Here is a 17,676-nt window from a genome sequence, read left to right as displayed (position 1 = left end):
CACGGGCGACGAGCGCACGAGGAAACCCAGCAGTGTCCGCCAAACATCCGGCCGTATTTGATCGCCAGTACCGTGCATTTCTGTTTGATATGGATGGCACGCTCCTTAATTCCATCGCCGCCGCAGAGCGGGTCTGGGCTGCCTGGGCGCTGCGCCATGGCCTGGACGTCGAGGCGTTCCTGACCACCATCCATGGCGTGCGGGCCATCGACACGATCAGCCGCCAGGCCTTGCCAGGGGTGGACGCGCAAGCGCAAGCGCGCGCTATTACCGAGGCAGAGATCGAGGACGTGGAGGGCGTGGTGGCAATCCCGGGTGCCGTGGCTTTTTTGCAGAGCTTGCCTGCGCACTGCTGGGCCGTGGTCACTTCTGCGCCCAAGGCCCTTGCGTTGAGCCGTATGCACGCCGCAGGCCTGGTCCCGCCGGCCGTCATGGTCACGGCTGAGGATGTGACCAATGGCAAGCCGGACCCGACCTGTTATCTGCTCGGCGCGCAGCGTTTGGGAGTGCCGATAGGCGAGTGCCTGGTGTTCGAGGATGCAGCGGCGGGCATTCGTGCAGGCGAGGCGGCGGGCGCGGACGTGGTAGTGGTGACATCCACCCATGGCGAGCCGATGCTGACGGAGCATGGGACTATTGCAAATTATAACGACGTGCGTGCCCAGTGCGATGCTGATGGCCGGCTGCGCCTGCTGCCGTCTACAACGGCTTGAATGCCATGCCGCGCCGGGTCAGCAGGATGTTTTGCGCGCCAATCCACTGGTGGCCCAGAGGGTCGACAATGTGCCCAAGGGTGAAGGTGCCCGTGATCAGTTTCAGCAGATAAAGCTCGCGCAGGCCAGCGAGGATTTCTTCGGGCTTGCCCCGCAGTTCGCTGGAGGATTTCGGGTTATCTACCGAGAGTTGTTCGATCAGGGACTGTAGGTGCTTGGCGTTATGTTCTATGTCCATATCGATAATGTTTTTTATGAAAGATATGGGTATGGGTGCTACCGACGTGGATAGTTCCTCATAGTTTGAATATAGGATCCAATCGGTGCTTCAAGAGGGGGTTTTCTGGCGATCACGCCCAAATGCGCGGCGGTTGAGTTTGCGCTGGATCGCAGCCTGAAGGGGCTTGAGGCAGAAGCAGAACAGATAGCCACCGAGAAACAGCGCCAGGTCAGGCCAAGAATCGGCATCCTGCGCGGGGGTACTGCCTTCCATGTAAAACCTGAGGCCGTATCCGATTGTCACGAAAGCAAGGGCAATCAGTAGGGCAATCATCCAGGATTTGTAGGCATAAGGCTCTTTGAGGGATCGCCTCATCAACGCGCTCCGAATGCACCGTAAGGTTTTGTTACGTTCCTGGAGAGATTTGTCTGCTAAATGTGCAGCAAGTTCCGTGTCTGAACCTGTGTGCTGACCACTGGTGGCGGGGCCTGGCGCAAGTTGCGCGGATCACGGGATTCCGTGGGCAGGCCAAGGGGCTTTCGCCAGCCGTTACAGGGGCGAGCGGGCTGGCTACTGGGGAGGCTTCAAGGTGTTTCGCGTTTGTCCGGTGCAGTCAGGCCTGCCTGGATGCGCTGGTAAATCTCTTCGCGATGCACGGCAACATCCTTGGGAGCATTGATGCCGATTCTTACTTGCTGGCCGCTAACGCCCAGAATGGTGATAGTAATGTCATCACCGATATTTATGCTTTCACCGACTTTGCGGGTGAGTATCAGCATGGACTTCTCCTTGATTGCTTTGAAGGACGCATGTTTCTAACAGGGCGGATGTCGGTTGTGTGTAGCTTACTGTGAAGCGCTTCCCTGTGGCTGCCTCTTTAGGACGCATGGAGGCGGCATTAATTCCCATGGCGCCATCATACAGGTCTGGGAAACATCCTTCGCAATGTTTAAGCCAACGTTTATGACGGCCAGAATAGACAGTGAATGATAAAGTTGCCTCTTTGATCCTTAAAGGGGCAGGGCAGTGCGTAAAGTAGCGATGGCAATTGTGGTATTGGCGTTGGCCGGATGCGGTGACGGGCCCAATCTCGACACCCCCCGAGACAAGGCTGAAGCCGCCAAGGCCCAGGCTCCTGCGGTTGCCGCTGTGCAGTGGGACATCCTGGTGCGCTCGCCCGACAACAAGCTGCAGGCGCTGAGTGACCTGACCGCCTGGTTGCTGGAAAACGGCTTCACGTTCTATCTGGCCAAGGAAGACGGCAAGGACCTGGTGCTTTTAGGGCCGTTCGCCAGCAAGGCCGAGGCCGAAGCAAAGCAGGCCCAATTGCAGGAAAGGCTGGTGAAAAAGAAGAAAACCGACGCCGAGTCGCTGGTGATCGAGCACAAGGCCCGCCCGTAATACGGTGGTTGGCGGGATCCGTGGATCCCGCTCGCGTTTATCCGCAGGCCTTGAGGTTCACCGGGCCGACGAACTCATTGCCACGCCCCATCACGCAGGCCACGGTCTGATTGCGCTGGCGCTCCCAGGGTTGCACGGGATAGGTGCGGTTCCAGGCTTCATACAACTGGCGGTCCTGTTTCGACAGGCGCAGGCCGTATTGTTTGCTCATGTAAAAGTACGTCCGGGCAATCATGCCGCGGATGGATGGCCTGGGCATGACCTTCTTGGCCTTGAAGTCCACCTGGGTCAGGCATGAACCATATTGCCCACCCTGCACCGGCAACCAGCCAAAACTGAAGTTGTTGCGATCGCCATTGACCTCGCCGATGCTCGGCACCAGGTTGTGCAAGTCAGCTTCGGCGCGTTTGAAGACGCTATCGGTACGTGTGCAGTTCTTGCGACCACCGTCCTGCCAGCACTGGCGTTGATGGCCGATCTGCCACGCCGGGACAATGTGCTCCCACTCGATGCGCGCCGCGCGGTTGGCGTTTTTACGGGGAATATAGCCGCAGGCTTTCAGGTCTACCCGGTTACCCGTGTATTTGCAGCCGCAATAAAACTCCGTGGATTGGGGGGCGTAGAGTTTCCAGGCGATTTTCTTGGCTTCACTGAAGGTGCGTGGGGCTTGGGCGTGGGCAGTGGTGGCAAAAAACACACAGAACAGGGCGATAAAACGGACACTCATTGACTCAATCTTCCTTCGGTACGACCCAGAAAATCTGCACGCCGCCATCATCGCGATAGGCGAGGGTGACGTTGTCGTTTTCTGCGATTTCCTCCAGTAGTCGTGCCCATTCGTCCTCGGGTTCCTCGGGCAGGCGAAAAATCAGCGCGGCCTTGTTTTTTTGCGCGTTGGTGGAATTGATGATTTTTTGCACGCGGATCGCCAGGCGTTGATAGGCGTCGGGAGGTGTCGGTGCTGCGGAGGAGGGCTTGGCCACGGAGGAGTCCTTAATTAGCTGTACGAACATACAGTATTTAACTGTGAGGAAATTCGCAACTGCTTAAAATTCAAGAAGTCCGTGTGACAACGGTTTACGCGGATTGGTGTACAGCGAGGATTTTTTGTAGGAACCGGCTTGCCGGCGATGGCATCCCTGGGATCACCATCGCCGGCAAGGGTTACATCAGTGACTCAGTATTCCCAGAACATGCGTTGCAGTTCTTTGCTGTCCTGGGTCTTGGTCAGGGCGACCATGGCCAGGATGCGGGCTTTTTGCGGGTTCAGGTCATGAGCCACGACCCAGTCGTATTTGTCGTCAGGCTGTTCGGCATTGCGCAGAACGAAACCGCCGGCATTGACGTGGGAAGAGCGAATGATTTGCACGCCTTCCTTACGCAGTTCCTGCAGGGCAGGTACTACCTTGGCCGGTACCGAGCCATTGCCGGTGCCGGCATGGATGATGGCTTTGGCGCCAGCCTGGGCCAGGGCTTTGTAGGCGGTGTCGCTGACGTTGCCATAGCCGTAGGCAATTTCAACATCCGGCAGGCTCTTGATGTTCTTGATATCGAACTCAGAGTTCATGGTGTGACGCTTGGCCGGCTGGCGGAACCAGTAGGACTTGCCTTCTACAACCATGCCCAGTGGGCCCCAGGCGCTTTTGAAGGCTTCGGTCTTGATGTTGATCATTTTGCTGACGTCGCGACCCGACTGGATCTCGTCGTTCATGGTCACCAGAACGCCTTTGCCGCGTGCGTCTTTGCTACCGGCTACAGCCACGGCGTTGTACAGGTTGAGCATGCCATCGGCAGACATGGCAGTGCCTGGACGCATGGAGCCCACGACTACGATTGGCTTGTCGGTTTTTTCCACCAGGTTGAGGAAGTAGGCGGTTTCTTCGAGGGTGTCGGTGCCGTGGGTGATCACGATACCGTCCACGTCCTTGCTGTCGGCAAGTTCGGCGACACGACGACCCAGTTGCAGCAGGTTTTCGTTGGTGATGCTTTCGGAAGCAATCTGCATCACCTGCTCACCACGCACGTTGGCGATCTGGCTGAGCTCGGGAATGCCGGCGATCAGTTGTTCGATACCGACTTTGGCGGCCTGGTAGGTGGCGCTGTTGGCAGCGCTGGCGCCGGCGCCGGCGATGGTGCCGCCAGTGGCCAGCACGACCACGTTGGACAGCTTGGTCTTGGATTCAACTTCCTTGGCCTGGGCGGCAACCGGGAAGAGCAGCAGCAGGGCTAAGGCGCCCGGAACAAAGTTCTTGAGTGCAGATTTCATTATTTTTCTCTCTAGTTTTGATGAGTGCGTGTGCAGGTTCATCCAGAACACCCAGGGCTGCGCTGAGCGCCACAAGGTGCTGTTTAAGAGCAGGATTTGTACCAGGCGGATTTTGTTCTAAGTTTGATTTTAACTTATTGATTTAAATCATTTTTTTACATTTAGAAAATTTGCTGGCTTTAACTCGTGTCCGAATTTCCGAACGCTGGCGGCTTCGGCGTTCGGTTGTCCGAAAATCACCCTGGAAAAATCAGCATCACCCTCCTGAAGTGTTCCTGCGCAACTGTCGTTTTAGAGAACGATTACCCAACCCGAATGTTTAGCCCGCACGCGGTCAAGTTGTAAGGCAGGCGCTAGAGCCTGCGCAGGAAAAGCACATTTCTCTCGTTGACAAAATTCAGCAGTCTTCGCATAGTTTGTTTAGCGCAAACGTTTGCGAGCTGTTTCACGAGCAGTCCATGAGTGAGGTGAAGGTGCAGGCGTTGCTCACAATAATCATAAGATCGGAGTGAACCCATGAAGCTGCCATTCGCTGGACGATTACTGGCTGCCGCTGTACTGGCTGCCGCATCCGCTGCCCTGCCTCTCTCCTCTGCATTCGCTGATGACACCGCCGGCAAACCCAAGGTCGGCCTGGTGATGAAGTCTTTGGCCAACGAGTTTTTCGTCACCATGCAAGACGGTGCCAAGGACTATCAGAAAGCCCACGCCGCTGATTTCGACATGATCACCAACGGCATCAAGAACGAAACCGATACCTCGGCGCAGATCGATATCGTCAACCAAATGATTCTCGCCAAAGTCAACGCCATCGTCATCGCGCCCGCCGACTCCAAGGCGTTGGTCAACGTGCTGAAGAAAGCCTCCGACGCCGGGATCAAGGTGGTCAACATCGATAACCGCCTCGACCCTGAAGTGCTGAAAAGCAAAAACCTCGACGTTCCCTTTGTCGGCCCGGATAACCGCAAGGGTTCGCGCCTGGTCGGCGAGTACCTGGCCAAGCAACTGGCGAGCGGTGACAAGGTTGGGATCATCGAAGGTGTGCCGACCACCACCAACGCCCAGCAACGCACCGCCGGGTTCAAGGATGCGATGGATGCGGCCGGCATGAAGATTGTCTCCGTGCAGTCCGGTAACTGGGAAATTGACCAGGGCAACAAGGTCGCGGCGGCCATGTTGAGCGAATACCCGGACCTCAAGGCACTGCTGGCCGGTAACGACAATATGGCTTTGGGCGCCGTTTCTGCGGTGCGTGCGGCGGGCAAGGCGGGCAAGGTGCAGGTAGTTGGCTACGACAACATTGCCGCGATCAAGCCGATGCTCAACGACGGTCGCGTCCTGGCCACCGCCGACCAGGCGGCTGCACAACAAGCAGTGTTTGGTATCCAGAATGCGCTGAAGCTGGTCAAGGGTGAAAAAGTCGAGTCCGTGGACGGTGTGATCGAAACACCGGTTGAACTCGTCCTCAAGCAATAATCCCTGGCTGCGCACTACAGCGCCCGCTCAGGTCGAGCGGGCGCCTGGAGATTTTCCTATGTCATCTTCCGCACCGGCCACTGTCCTCTCGGTCAGCGGTATCGGTAAGACCTATGCCCAGCCCGTCCTGTCCGACATCACCCTGACGCTCAATCGCGGCGAGGTGCTGGCACTGACCGGCGAGAATGGCGCGGGCAAAAGCACCCTGTCGAAGATCATCGGCGGCCTGGTCACGCCAACCACTGGGCAGATGCAGTTCAACGGCCAGGACTATGCCCCGGCCAGCCGCACCCAGGCAGAAAAGCAGGGGGTTCGCATGGTGATGCAGGAGCTCAACCTGCTGCCGACCCTGACCGTGGCCGAAAACCTGTTCCTCGACAACCTGCCCAGCCGTGGTGGCTGGATCAGCCGCAAGCAACTGCGCAAGGCCGCGATCGAGGCCATGGCGCAAGTGGGCCTGGATGCCATCGATCCAGACACCCTGGTCGGCAGCCTGGGCATCGGCCATCAACAGATGGTCGAGATCGCCCGTAACCTGATCGGCGACTGTCATGTACTGATCCTCGACGAGCCGACGGCGATGCTCACCGCCCGTGAAGTCGAGATGCTGTTTGAACAAATCACCCGCCTGCAGGCCCGGGGGGTGGCAATTATCTATATTTCCCATCGGCTGGAAGAACTGGCGCGGGTAGCCCAGCGCATTGCGGTGCTGCGTGACGGCCAGTTGGTATGTGTCGAGCCGATGGCCAATTACAACAGCGAGCAACTGGTCACGTTGATGGTCGGTCGCGAACTGGGCGAGCACATCGACCTCGGCCCGCGCACCATCGGCGCGCCGGCCTTGACGGTGACGGGCATGACCCGTTCGGACAAGGTTCGTGATGTGTCCTTTGAAGTGCGGGCCGGTGAAATCTACGGCATCTCTGGGTTGATCGGCGCCGGCCGTACTGAGTTGCTGCGCCTGATCTTTGGTGCCGACCTGGCCGACAGTGGCACGGTCGCCCTTGGCTCGCCGGCGCGGATGGTGAGCATTCGCTCGCCGGTGGACGCGGTAGGGCATGGCATTGCGCTGATTACCGAGGATCGCAAGGGCGAGGGCCTGTTGCTCAGCCAGTCCATCAGCGCCAACACGGCCCTGGGCAATATGGCCAAAGTGTCCAGCGCCGGCCTGGTCAATGGGCGCGATGAGGCGGCCCTGGCCAAGCGCCAGATCGACGCCATGCGTATCCGCAGTTCCAGCCCGGCGCAATTGGTGTCCGAGTTGTCGGGCGGCAATCAGCAAAAGGTGGTGATTGGCCGCTGGCTGGAGCGCGATTGTGCGGTGATGCTGTTTGATGAACCGACCCGTGGCATCGACGTGGGCGCCAAGTTCGATATCTATGCGCTGCTTGGTGACTTGACCCGCCAGGGCAAGGCGCTGGTGGTGGTGTCCAGTGACCTGCGCGAGCTGATGCTGATCTGCGACCGCATCGGGGTGCTGTCTGCCGGGCGCCTGATCGAGACCTTTGAGCGGGACAGCTGGACCCAGGACGAATTGCTTGCCGCCGCATTTGCCGGCTATCAGAAACGTGATGCGCTGCTCAATGAAGCGGCGCCCAGGACAACCCCATGAAAACAGCTACTCCAACCGCAAAAGCCGGCGGTAATTTCTACGGCCTGGGCACTTACCTGGGCCTGGCCGGCGCCCTGCTGGCCATGATCGCGCTGTTCTCGGCTCTGAGCAGCCACTTTTGGTCCTATGACACGTTCAGCACCATCGCCAACCAGATTCCCGACCTGATGGTGCTGGCGGTGGGCATGACGTTCATCCTGATCATTGGCGGCATCGACCTGTCGGTGGGTTCGGTGCTGGCCCTGGCCGCGTCTGCGGTCAGCGTGGCGATCCTCGGCTGGGGCTGGAGCGTGGTCCCGGCAGCGCTGCTCGGCATGGGTTGCGCGGCACTGGCGGGGACCATCACCGGCTCGATCACCGTGGCCTGGCGGATTCCGTCGTTCATTGTGTCCCTGGGCGTGCTGGAAATGGCCCGTGGCGCGGCCTACCAGATGACCGGGTCGCGCACTGCCTATATCGGCGACTCTTTCGCCTGGCTGTCCAACCCGGTGGCCTTTGGTATCTCACCATCATTCATCATTGCGCTGCTGGTGATTATCGTCGCCCAGGCAGTGCTGACGCGTACCGTCTTTGGGCGCTACCTGATCGGCATCGGCACCAATGAAGAAGCGGTGCGTCTGGCGGGGATCAATCCAAAACCCTACAAGATCCTGGTGTTCAGCCTGATGGGGCTGTTGGCTGGGGTGGCAGCATTGTTCCAGATTTCCCGCCTGGAAGCGGCTGACCCGAATGCGGGCTCCGGCCTGGAGCTGCAGGTGATTGCCGCAGTGGTGATCGGCGGCACCAGCCTGATGGGCGGGCGTGGCTCGGTGATCAGCACGTTCTTCGGGGTGCTGATCATTTCGGTATTGGCGGCCGGCCTGGCGCAGATCGGCGCGACCGAACCGACCAAGCGCATCATTACCGGCGCCGTGATCGTGATTGCAGTGGTGCTCGACACCTACCGCAGTCAACGCGCCAGTCGGCGGGGCTGAGCCATGGCAACCATCAAGGATGTGGCGGCGCTGGCGGGCATTTCCTACACCACGGTATCCCATGTGGTGAACAGGACCCGTCCGGTCAGCGAGCCCGTGCGGCTCAAGGTCGAAGCTGCGATCAAGCAGCTGGACTATGTACCCAGTGCGGTCGCCCGCTCGCTGAAGGCCAAGACCACCGCGACCATCGGCTTGCTGGTGCCCAACAGCCTCAACCCGTATTTCGCTGAGCTGGCCAGGGGCATCGAGGACTACTGCGAGCGCAATGGCTACTGCGTGATCCTGTGCAATTCCGACGATAACGCCGAGAAGCAGCGCAATTATTTGCGGGTGCTGCTGGAGAAGCGTGTCGACGGCTTGATCGTCACCTCGGTCGGCGGTGATGACAGTGGCCTGGCCACGGGCCTCAAGGCGGTGCGCACGCCCATGGTCATTGTCGACCGGGGCCTGGAGGGCGTTGATGTGGATCTGGTGCGCATCGATCACGAGCAGGGCGCGTACCTGGCAACCCGGCATTTGCTGGAGCTGGGGCACCGGGATATCGCCTGTATCGGTGGGCCCGCGCACACGCGTGTCGCGCAGATGCGCCTGGCCGGTTACCAGCGTGCGTTGCAGGAGGCCGGGATTGTCGTGTCTGCCAGTCGCGTGCTGGAGAGCGATTTTACCAGTACCGGCGGCTATGCGGCGGCGGTGCAGTTGTTGGCGGACCAACCGCCCAGCGCGATATTCGCCGGCAACGACATGATCGGTTTCGGTGTGCTGCGCGCGGCCGCCGAGCGCAACCTGCGGGTGCCTGCCGAGCTGTCGGTGATAGGTTTTGATGACATTCAAATGAGCCGCTATGTGTACCCCGCGTTGACCACCGTGGGCCAGTCGATCCTGCAATTGGGGGAAACGGCGGCGGAGTTGTTATTGCGACGGATTGCGACACCACAATTGCCGGCTGACCAGCGCATTGTCACGCCGAGCATTGTCTTGCGTGAGTCAACGGCGCCGTTGGCTGGCGTGTTTGCCTCAAACCGCTGAACGAATTGATGAGTATTGATGTATGCCAGCAACAGTAGTGGTAGTAGGCAGTTTGAACATGGACCTGGTGACCCGGGCCAGCCGGCTGCCTCGCGGCGGTGAAACCCTGGTGGGCCAGTCGTTTGCCACGGTGCCGGGCGGCAAGGGCGCCAATCAGGCGGTCGCTGCGGCGCGTCTGGGGGCTGACGTTGCGATGATTGGCTGTGTGGGCAGCGATGCCTACGGCGCCCAACTGCGCGATGCGCTGGTGGTGGAGGGTATCGACTGCCAGGCGGTCAGTGAGGTGCAGGGCTCCAGTGGCGTCGCGCTGATTGTGGTCGATGATAGTAGCCAGAATGCGATTGTGATTGTCGCTGGTAGCAACGGCCAGCTGACACCCGCGTCGCTGCTGGCGTTCGACGCCGTGCTGCAAGCGGCGCAGGTGATTGTCTGCCAGCTCGAAGTGCCGATGGATACCGTGGGGTATGCCCTCAAGCGCGGTCGTGAACTGGGCAAGACGGTAATCCTCAACCCCGCGCCCGCCAGTGGCCCGTTACCGGCAGACTGGTACGCCGCGATCGATTACCTGATCCCCAACGAGAGTGAAGCGTCGGCCTTGAGCGGTGTGCCGGTGGACTCGCTGGAAACAGCCAAGGTCGCGGCTGCCCATTTGCTAAAAGCCGGGGCAGGCAAGGTCATTGTGACCCTTGGCTCGCAGGGCGCACTGTTCGCCGATGGCCAGGGCTTCGAGCATTTGCTGGCGCCCAAGGTGCAGGCCGTGGATACCACAGCGGCGGGCGACACCTTTGTCGGTGGTTTTGCCGCGGCACTGGCCAATGGTCAGGGTGAGGCCGAGGCCATTCGTTTCGGCCAGGTCGCGGCGGCCCTGTCGGTCACCCGTGCCGGTGCGCAACCCTCCATTCCTACACTGCATGACGTTCAAGGCGTTGCTCGCCCATGAAAAAGACTCCATTGCTCAACATTGCCCTGTCGCGGCTGATTGCCTCTCTTGGCCACGGCGACATCCTGGTGATCGGTGATGCCGGTCTGCCAGTGCCGCCGGGCGTGGAACTGATCGATCTGGCGCTGACCCAGGGCATTCCCGATTTCATCAGCACCCTGCGCGTGGTGCTCAGCGAGATGCAGGTTGAAAGCCACGTATTGGCCGAGGAAATCCTGCTCAAGCAGCCGCCGGCGCTGGCGGATCTCAACGCGCTCGACCAGGGTGGCCTGGGTGAGCGTCGCCTGCTCAGTCATGAACAATTCAAGTTGCTCAGCCACAAGGCACGCGCGGTGGTGCGTACAGGCGAGTGCCAGCCCTACTGTAATATCGCGCTGGTGTCTGGCGTGACTTTCTAGCATTTCCCACAATGACAAGGAGTGCGTCATGCAACGTAGAACCCCAACCCTGCGACACCTGTTTCGGAGTGTGCTGCTTTTGTCCGTACTAACTGCTGCAAGCGCCCAGGCGGCGGAAAAAATCGACCTGATCATTGATACCGATCCGGGCGCAGACGATGTGGTCGCGCTGCTGTTTGCGATGGCGTCGCCACAGGAACTGAATATCCGGGCATTGACCACCGTGGCCGGCAACGTGCGCCTGGACAAGACCTCACGCAATGCCCGGTTGGCCCGTGAGTGGGCGGGCCGTGAAGAGATTCCGGTGTATGCCGGCGCGCCGCAGCCGCTGCTGCGCACGCCGATCTATGCCGAGAATATTCATGGCAAGGAAGGCATTTCCGGGGTCACCGTGCATGAGCCGAAAAAAGGCCTGGCCGAAGGCAATGCGGTGGACTACCTGATCAAGACCCTGAGCACCGCCAAGCCCCATAGCATCACCATTGCCATGCTCGGCCCGCAGACCAACCTGGCGCTGGCACTGACCCAGGCGCCGCAAATCGCCCAGGGCATCAAGGAGGTGGTGGTCATGGGCGGCGCGCATTTTAATGGCGGCAACATTACCCCGGTAGCCGAGTTCAACCTGTTTGCCGATCCGGCGGCTGCTGAAATTGTCCTCAAAAGTGGCGTCAAGCTGACCTACCTGCCGCTGGACGTGACCCACAAGATACTCACCAGCGACGCGCGCCTGAAGAAGATCGCCGACCTGAACAACAACGCCAGCAAAGTGGTGGGCGATATTCTCAATGAATACGTCAAAGGCGATATGGAGCACTACGGTATGAGCGGCGGCCCGGTGCATGACGCCACCGTGATCGGCTACCTGCTCAAGCCTGAGCTGTTCACCGGGCGCCAGGCCAATATGGTGGTCGATAGCCGCGAAGGCCCGACGTTCGGCCAGACCATCGTCGATTGGTACGATGGCCTCAAGCACGACAAGAACGTGTTCTGGGTGGAAAGCGGCGATGCCCAGGGCTTCTTCGACCTGCTCACCGAACGCCTGGCGCGCCTGAAGTAAGCGGCCTGTTGGCGGGTTTCTATTCGCGCTGGGGGTCTTCGACGCCCATATGGTCGGCCGGGTATTTTTCGAATATCTGGCCGATAAAGGCTTGTGCGGCCTGGGTGCCCAGTTCCTTGACCAGCAGGTCTATGCCGATGATTGCCAATTCTTCCGGGCTGCCTGGGCTGTAGGAGCTTTGCCCTTGGGGCCACTTGGCTTTGATATCGGCATTGATGGTAACGATGGTCATCGGGTTCTCGCGGTTCGCAAAGGCTGGAATGGCCTGCAGAGTTAACCATCTTGCGCCGCGTTTGGCACTGCTACTTAGGCATGAGGGGAGGGCTGTGCGACACTGGTACTTTGTTTAATTGCCAGGACAAGCCACGTGCACATCGATTTGACCAACCCCAAGAGCCTCACATTGGAAGCCGTTCGCCAAATGATTGCCAGTGCCAGCGACGACCAGCACACCCAATTGCGGGTGACCAAGGCTGGTATCGCCTATATCTCCTCCTGCGTGGTGGGCGGGATGGACGTCAACGGCCTGTTGTTTCGCCTGGAGACCTGGGCGGCAGGGTCGGGCTATGTGGGCCGGATAGCAGCCAGTGATGAGGTGTGGGTGACACAGATTTATAACGCGCTGAAACAGAATTGGCCGAATCCGCCGTTTGACTACATCGACGTCTACTGACACTTGTTCATATCTGGTGACGAATGATTCATCCGGCCGTAGGGCCGAGTCAGGCAGACTCGCTTACGGCCAATTGTGACAATTCTGAAACCTATTGGCCAAATCACGGTCGCACGATCTCTGTCCATTTTTATCATAGGAGGCTTCATGCCTTGGAAGCTCGCATCATTCGGTACTTTGTTGGCGGCAACCGTCCTGGCGGGCTGCAGCACTTCGGGTACCTCTGAGCCGGCCAAAGACACGGCTGCGGCTGTTCATACACGCTGTGAATCGAAGGCTGCGGAGTTTGCAATCGGGCAGAAAGCCTCGCCGCAATTGCTGGAGCAGGCCCGTACTCGCGCAGGTGCGCAGAATGCACGCATTCTCAAGCCCAACGATATGATCACCCTTGAATACCGCTCCGATCGCCTGAACCTCAATACCGATGACAACCTGGTGATCACCCGCGTCAACTGCGGCTGATAACGCAGCGCTTTTGTATCGCCCATAAAAAACCCCGTCACATGGACGGGGTTTTTTAGCTCAGCGGAGAATTACTCGCCGCGAACCTGTGCAGCTTGCATACCCTTTTGGCCTTTCTCAGCCACGAAGGAAACGGTTTGGCCTTCTTTCAGGCTTTTGAAACCGTCGCTTTCGATAGCTTTGAAGTGTACGAACAGGTCGTCACCGCCACCTTGAGGAGTGATGAAGCCGAAGCCTTTTTCATCGTTGAACCATTTAACGGTGCCGGTTTGGCGATTAGACATGGTGTATCTCCAAGAAACATATATTTTCAGTAGTACTGTGCTGCTCAGGCCAACTGGGCACACTGGGCTATCATAGTCGAAATGTTCGGCTTGGGAGCCCCCCCAAGGCACTGTTTGCTAATCAATCGCGTTTTCTTCAGTGCCCTGGCTGGCTGTAAGCCCCGGTTTACGGGGCTTTAGCACGAAATATCCGCTAGTAAAAAAAGCCGTAAAAGCTGTGTAAATTGTGCGAAATAGCAGTTTTCACAGAGTTTTCAGGTCCTTTTGATGGACTGAATTCTCGTCGTGCTTACTTTTTCTTTACGACCTTGCAGGACGAAATAGCCGCGACTGCTTTGTTTCTAAGCTCCGGGCTGGCGTTCTGGTTGGTCATCAGCTCCTTGATTTCCGCGGTGCTCAATTCTGCGTTGATCTTGTCCGCGCCACATTCGCAATGGGCTTTGGCGGTTTTGGCATCAACGTTCTGGCTTGCAGCAGCGCTGCAGTCCTGAACAAAGCTGTCCCGGGCGCCGGCAGGCCAGTTGGAGGGCGCGGCGGCTTGTGCGCCGATGGAGAACAGGGCCAGGGAAGCGGCAAGGGCGAAGATCGAGGTGCTGCGCATGGTTAGATGCTCCTTGAGTCGATATGACGAACGGCGATTTTCAGTGTGTTTGAGGCCCGTCGTACAGCCCAAGTTCACTTTTGGCTGCAAAAGCCTGGAGTTTGTCGCTACAAGGCGGTAGGGCAGCGCCATGACCGTTCATCTGTGCTAGCATCCACGACCTGGCTTTTTTCATGCCAGGCTTCTTTTGTTTAACTCCAGTCACTCTGGTTCGATTATCGGTTGGCCGAAAGGCTCCTGCCGCTGTAAGGCAGGCGCTCAGCAATGAGCGGCCTGGTGTTGGATCTTGTACTGGCTCATCCCAACCCACGTGACCTTTGGTAGGGGTCACCACTAGGAGAGGAGGCGCCATGCCAACTATTACTCTTCCCGACGGCAGTCAACGTTCATTCGATCATCCGGTTTCCGTAGCCGAGGTCGCCGCATCCATCGGTGCAGGCCTGGCCAAGGCCACCGTGGCTGGCAAGGTCGACGGCAAGCTGGTTGATGCCAGCGACCTGGTCACCTCCGATGCCAGCCTGCAAATCATCACGCCCAAGGATCAAGAGGGGCTGGAGATCATTCGCCACTCTTGCGCGCACCTGATTGGCCATGCGGTCAAGCAGCTGTACCCCACCGCGAAGATGGTGATCGGCCCGGTCATCGACGAAGGCTTCTATTACGACATCGCCTACGAGCGTCCTTTCACTCCGGACGACCTGGCCGCCATCGAACAGCGCATGCACGCGCTGATCGAGAAAGATTACGACGTCATCAAGAAAGTCACGCCGCGCGCCGAGGTGATCGACGTGTTCACCGCCCGTGGCGAGGACTACAAGCTGCGTCTGGTGGAAGACATGCCGGACGAGCAGGCCATGGGCCTGTATTACCACGAAGAATATGTCGACATGTGCCGGGGTCCGCACGTGCCGAACACGCGCTTCCTCAAGTCGTTCAAACTGACCAAGTTGTCCGGTGCCTACTGGCGCGGCGATGCGAAGAACGAGCAACTGCAGCGGATCTACGGCACTGCCTGGGCTGACAAGAAGCAGCTGGCTGCCTACATCCAGCGCATCGAAGAAGCCGAAAAACGTGACCATCGCAAGATCGGCAAGCGCCTGAACCTGTTCCACCTCCAGGAAGAAGCGCCGGGCATGGTGTTCTGGCACCCGAACGGCTGGACCCTGTACCAGGTGCTTGAGCAATACATGCGCAAGGTTCAGCGCGAAAACGGCTACCTGGAGATCAAGACTCCGCAGGTCGTTGACCGTAGCCTGTGGGAAAAGTCCGGGCACTGGGCCAACTACGCCGACAACATGTTCACGACCCAGTCGGAAAACCGCGACTACGCCATCAAGCCGATGAACTGCCCGTGCCATGTGCAGGTGTTCAACCAGGGCCTGAAGAGCTACCGCGAGCTGCCGATGCGTCTGGCCGAGTTCGGTGCCTGCCACCGTAACGAGCCATCGGGTGCACTGCACGGCATCATGCGTGTGCGCGGCTTCACTCAGGACGACGCCCACATCTTCTGCACTGAAGAGCAGATGCAGGCCGAGTCCGCCGCGTTCATCAAGCTGACCATGGACGTTTATCGCGATTTCGGCTTTACCGAAGTGGAAATGAAACTGTCCACTCGTCCGGAAAAACGCGTTGGCTCCGACGAGCTGTGGGATCGCGCCGAAGCTGCACTGGCCGCAGCGCTAGACAGTGCGGGCCTTGCGTACGATCTGCAGCCGGGCGAGGGCGCGTTCTACGGTCCTAAAATCGAGTTCTCGCTGAAAGATTGCCTTGGCCGTGTCTGGCAATGTGGTACCTTGCAGCTCGATTTTAACCTGCCGATCCGTTTGGGAGCCGAATACGTCTCCGAAGACAACAGCCGTAAACACCCGGTTATGCTGCACCGGGCGATCCTCGGTTCGTTCGAACGGTTCGTCGGGATCCTGATCGAGCACTACGAGGGCGCGTTCCCTGCGTGGTTGGCTCCGACCCAGGCAGTGATCATGAATATCACTGATAAACAGGCCGATTTTGCCGCTGAAGTTGAAAAAACACTCAACGAAAGCGGATTTCGTGCCAAGTCCGACTTGAGAAATGAAAAGATCGGCTTTAAAATCCGCGAGCATACTTTGCTCAAGGTTCCCTATCTTTTGGTTATCGGAGATCGGGAAGTCGAGATGCAGACTGTCGCTGTGCGTACTCGTGAAGGTGCTGACCTGGGCTCGATGCCCGTCGCCCAGTTCGCTGAGTTCCTCGCGCAAGCGGTTTCCCGGCGTGGTCGCCCAGATTCGGAGTAATTATTATTAAGCGTGAAATGAGACAAGATAAACGAGCTGCACCGAAAGCCCCGATCAACGAGAATATCTCGGCACGCGAGGTTCGGTTAATTGGGGCTGAGGGTGAGCAGCTTGGGATTGTGTCAATTGAAGACGCGCTTCTTAAGGCTGAAGAAGCCAAGCTCGATTTGGTGGAAATTTCCGCCGATGCTGTACCTCCTGTCTGCAAGCTGATGGACTACGGCAAATCGATCTTCGAAAAGAAGAAGCAGATTGCCGCAGCCAAGAAGAACCAGAAGCAGATCCAGGTTAAAGAAATCAAGTTTCGTCCAGGGACGGAGGAAGGGGATTACCAGGTAAAACTGCGCAACCTGGTACGTTTCCTGAGTGATGGGGACAGGGCCAAGGTATCCTTGCGATTCCGCGGCCGTGAGATGGCCCACCAGGAGCTGGGTATGGAACTCCTCAAGCGGGTTGAAGCTGACCTGCTGGAGTACGGTTCCGTCGAACAGCATCCTAAGATGGAAGGACGCCAGCTGATCATGGTCATCGCCCCGAAAAAGAAGAAGTAATCAATAGGGCACGGCAGGCCTTCTGATTATGTTTATCAACTGAATGCGGAGTATCCGAACATGCCAAAGATGAAGACTAAAAGTGGTGCTGCTAAGCGGTTTCTGAAAACTGCTAACGGTATCAAGCACAAGCACGCTTTCAAGAGCCACATCCTGACCAAAATGTCGACCAAGCGTAAGCGTCAACTGCGCGGTAGCAGCTTGCTGCATCCGTCTGACGTGGCAAAAGTCGAGCGCATGCTGCGCCTTCGTTAATTTTGGATCAAGAATAGAGGAAGTAACTCATGGCTCGTGTAAAGCGTGGCGTCATTGCCCGTAAGCGTCACAAAAAAATTCTGAAACTCGCTAAAGGCTACTACGGCGCGCGTTCACGCGTATTCCGTGTTGCCAAGCAAGCGGTAATCAAGGCAGGCCAATACGCCTACCGTGACCGTCGTCAGAAAAAACGTCAGTTCCGCGCTCTGTGGATCGCTCGTATCAATGCTGGTGCTCGTGTTAACGGTCTGTCCTACAGCCGTTTCATCGCTGGCCTGAAAAAAGCGTCCATCGAAATCGACCGTAAGGTTCTGGCTGAACTGGCCGTGAACGAAAAAGCGGTGTTTGCTGCGATTGTCGAGAAAGCTAAAGCCACCTTGGCTTAAGTACCCCCGACAGTCACCCTGGGCTACGCCGTAGTCCAAGGTGGTAAACGTCATAAATAGGGGAAGAGCCTTCAAGCTCTTCCCCTATTTTGTATCTGGAGTCTGTAC

Annotated in this window: 24 protein-coding genes; 15 read left to right on the top strand and 9 right to left on the bottom strand. The window is 58.3% G+C overall.

Annotated elements, in window-relative coordinates:
* The first annotated feature begins 32 nt into the window (after positions 1 to 32).
* Complete coding sequence (locus AC19YY_RS14300; protein ID WP_500604396.1) at positions 33 to 713, top strand: HAD family hydrolase; 681 nt, start codon at positions 33 to 35, stop codon at positions 711 to 713.
* On the opposite strand, the gene AC19YY_RS14295 is transcribed toward AC19YY_RS14300, so the two are convergent.
* The 3 genes from AC19YY_RS14295 to csrA form a co-directional block, all read right to left on the bottom strand.
* On the bottom strand, positions 700 to 951 hold the full coding sequence (locus tag AC19YY_RS14295; RefSeq protein ID WP_169953490.1) for a hypothetical protein: 252 nt from the start codon (positions 949 to 951) through the stop codon (positions 700 to 702). The genes AC19YY_RS14300 and AC19YY_RS14295 overlap by 14 nt on opposite strands.
* Before the next feature lie 90 nt (positions 952 to 1,041).
* The gene (locus tag AC19YY_RS14290; protein ID WP_432755308.1) at positions 1,042 to 1,308 is read right to left on the bottom strand and encodes a hypothetical protein; all 267 of its coding nucleotides are present in this window, start codon (positions 1,306 to 1,308) and stop codon (positions 1,042 to 1,044) included.
* Between the two features lie 209 nt (positions 1,309 to 1,517).
* Positions 1,518 to 1,712, bottom strand: a complete 195-nt coding sequence (gene csrA / locus AC19YY_RS14285) for a carbon storage regulator CsrA (RefSeq protein WP_007920550.1) — start codon at positions 1,710 to 1,712, stop codon at positions 1,518 to 1,520.
* Between the two features lie 247 nt (positions 1,713 to 1,959).
* On the opposite strand from csrA, the gene AC19YY_RS14280 reads away from it, so the two are divergent.
* Positions 1,960 to 2,334, top strand: a complete 375-nt coding sequence (locus AC19YY_RS14280) for an SPOR domain-containing protein (RefSeq protein WP_346266867.1) — start codon at positions 1,960 to 1,962, stop codon at positions 2,332 to 2,334.
* Positions 2,335 to 2,371: 37 nt separating this feature from the next.
* On the opposite strand, the gene AC19YY_RS14275 is transcribed toward AC19YY_RS14280, so the two are convergent.
* The 3 genes from AC19YY_RS14275 to AC19YY_RS14265 all read right to left on the bottom strand — a co-directional run bounded on the left by AC19YY_RS14275 (position 2,372) and on the right by AC19YY_RS14265 (position 4,600).
* The gene (locus tag AC19YY_RS14275; protein WP_169953494.1) at positions 2,372 to 3,061 is read right to left on the bottom strand and encodes an endonuclease; all 690 of its coding nucleotides are present in this window, start codon (positions 3,059 to 3,061) and stop codon (positions 2,372 to 2,374) included.
* A 4-nt stretch (positions 3,062 to 3,065) separates the two neighbouring features.
* Positions 3,066 to 3,317, bottom strand: coding sequence for a DUF1654 domain-containing protein (locus AC19YY_RS14270; protein ID WP_057438624.1), 252 nt, complete (start codon positions 3,315 to 3,317; stop codon positions 3,066 to 3,068).
* A 194-nt stretch (positions 3,318 to 3,511) separates the two neighbouring features.
* A complete protein-coding gene (locus AC19YY_RS14265; protein ID WP_057438625.1) occupies positions 3,512 to 4,600 on the bottom strand; it encodes an asparaginase in 1,089 nt (362 codons plus the stop codon).
* 516 nt (positions 4,601 to 5,116) lie between these two features.
* On the opposite strand from AC19YY_RS14265, the gene AC19YY_RS14260 reads away from it, so the two are divergent.
* The 7 genes from AC19YY_RS14260 to AC19YY_RS14230 are packed head-to-tail and all read left to right on the top strand — an operon-like array spanning position 5,117 to position 12,083.
* Positions 5,117 to 6,076, top strand: coding sequence for a sugar ABC transporter substrate-binding protein (locus tag AC19YY_RS14260; RefSeq protein ID WP_500604395.1), 960 nt, complete (start codon positions 5,117 to 5,119; stop codon positions 6,074 to 6,076).
* A gap of 58 nt (positions 6,077 to 6,134) precedes the next feature.
* The gene (locus AC19YY_RS14255) at positions 6,135 to 7,688 is read left to right on the top strand and encodes a sugar ABC transporter ATP-binding protein (RefSeq protein WP_500604394.1); all 1,554 of its coding nucleotides are present in this window, start codon (positions 6,135 to 6,137) and stop codon (positions 7,686 to 7,688) included.
* Positions 7,685 to 8,662, top strand: coding sequence for an ABC transporter permease (locus AC19YY_RS14250; protein ID WP_169953500.1), 978 nt, complete (start codon positions 7,685 to 7,687; stop codon positions 8,660 to 8,662). Before AC19YY_RS14255 ends, AC19YY_RS14250 begins: the two co-directional genes overlap by 4 nt.
* A gap of 3 nt (positions 8,663 to 8,665) precedes the next feature.
* Positions 8,666 to 9,688 carry a LacI family DNA-binding transcriptional regulator gene (locus tag AC19YY_RS14245; protein WP_169953502.1) on the top strand — a complete coding sequence of 341 codons (1,023 nt, stop codon included), beginning with the start codon at positions 8,666 to 8,668 and terminating at the stop codon, positions 9,686 to 9,688.
* Positions 9,689 to 9,710: 22 nt separating this feature from the next.
* Entirely contained in the window at positions 9,711 to 10,628 is a 918-nt protein-coding gene (rbsK, locus tag AC19YY_RS14240; protein WP_169953504.1) for a ribokinase, read from the top strand.
* Positions 10,625 to 11,026 carry a D-ribose pyranase gene (rbsD, locus tag AC19YY_RS14235; protein ID WP_169953506.1) on the top strand — a complete coding sequence of 134 codons (402 nt, stop codon included), beginning with the start codon at positions 10,625 to 10,627 and terminating at the stop codon, positions 11,024 to 11,026. The genes rbsK and rbsD overlap by 4 nt, the downstream gene beginning before the upstream one ends.
* Positions 11,027 to 11,054: 28 nt before the next feature.
* Positions 11,055 to 12,083, top strand: coding sequence for a nucleoside hydrolase (locus AC19YY_RS14230; protein WP_500604393.1), 1,029 nt, complete (start codon positions 11,055 to 11,057; stop codon positions 12,081 to 12,083).
* Between the two features lie 19 nt (positions 12,084 to 12,102).
* Here the strand turns inward: AC19YY_RS14230 and AC19YY_RS14225 are convergent, their stop codons facing one another.
* Entirely contained in the window at positions 12,103 to 12,315 is a 213-nt protein-coding gene (locus tag AC19YY_RS14225; protein WP_169953509.1) for a hypothetical protein, read from the bottom strand.
* Positions 12,316 to 12,450: 135 nt separating this feature from the next.
* On the opposite strand from AC19YY_RS14225, the gene AC19YY_RS14220 reads away from it, so the two are divergent.
* Both AC19YY_RS14220 and AC19YY_RS14215 read left to right on the top strand, forming a co-directional pair.
* Positions 12,451 to 12,756 carry a hypothetical protein gene (locus AC19YY_RS14220; protein WP_169953510.1) on the top strand — a complete coding sequence of 102 codons (306 nt, stop codon included), beginning with the start codon at positions 12,451 to 12,453 and terminating at the stop codon, positions 12,754 to 12,756.
* Between the two features lie 147 nt (positions 12,757 to 12,903).
* Complete coding sequence (locus tag AC19YY_RS14215; RefSeq protein WP_169953511.1) at positions 12,904 to 13,218, top strand: I78 family peptidase inhibitor; 315 nt, start codon at positions 12,904 to 12,906, stop codon at positions 13,216 to 13,218.
* A gap of 71 nt (positions 13,219 to 13,289) precedes the next feature.
* Here the strand turns inward: AC19YY_RS14215 and AC19YY_RS14210 are convergent, their stop codons facing one another.
* Positions 13,290 to 13,502 carry a cold-shock protein gene (locus AC19YY_RS14210; protein ID WP_003234260.1) on the bottom strand — a complete coding sequence of 71 codons (213 nt, stop codon included), beginning with the start codon at positions 13,500 to 13,502 and terminating at the stop codon, positions 13,290 to 13,292.
* A 289-nt stretch (positions 13,503 to 13,791) separates the two neighbouring features.
* Entirely contained in the window at positions 13,792 to 14,103 is a 312-nt protein-coding gene (locus AC19YY_RS14205; protein WP_169953512.1) for a hypothetical protein, read from the bottom strand.
* Between the two features lie 350 nt (positions 14,104 to 14,453).
* On the opposite strand from AC19YY_RS14205, the gene thrS reads away from it, so the two are divergent.
* From thrS to rplT, 4 genes are read left to right on the top strand one after another with little or no spacing between them, the layout of a single operon-like run.
* A complete protein-coding gene (thrS, locus tag AC19YY_RS14200; RefSeq protein ID WP_169953513.1) occupies positions 14,454 to 16,376 on the top strand; it encodes a threonine--tRNA ligase in 1,923 nt (640 codons plus the stop codon).
* Positions 16,376 to 16,927 carry a translation initiation factor IF-3 gene (gene infC, locus AC19YY_RS14195; protein ID WP_169851780.1) on the top strand — a complete coding sequence of 184 codons (552 nt, stop codon included), beginning with the start codon at positions 16,376 to 16,378 and terminating at the stop codon, positions 16,925 to 16,927. Before thrS ends, infC begins: the two co-directional genes overlap by 1 nt.
* A 60-nt stretch (positions 16,928 to 16,987) precedes the next feature.
* Positions 16,988 to 17,182: a 50S ribosomal protein L35 gene (gene rpmI, locus AC19YY_RS14190; protein WP_002553160.1), complete on the top strand. Its 195-nt coding sequence runs from the start codon at positions 16,988 to 16,990 to the stop codon at positions 17,180 to 17,182.
* 29 nt (positions 17,183 to 17,211) lie between these two features.
* Positions 17,212 to 17,568 (top strand): 50S ribosomal protein L20, encoded by a 357-nt coding sequence (gene rplT / locus AC19YY_RS14185; protein WP_003174975.1) that lies wholly within the window; start codon positions 17,212 to 17,214, stop codon positions 17,566 to 17,568.
* The last annotated feature ends 108 nt before the right edge of the window (positions 17,569 to 17,676 follow it).

It is taken from the genome of Pseudomonas sp. MF09156 (assembly GCF_059862305.1).
The sequence above is the reverse complement of the archived record's forward strand: the minus strand, read 5'-3'. Positions and strand labels throughout refer to the sequence as shown.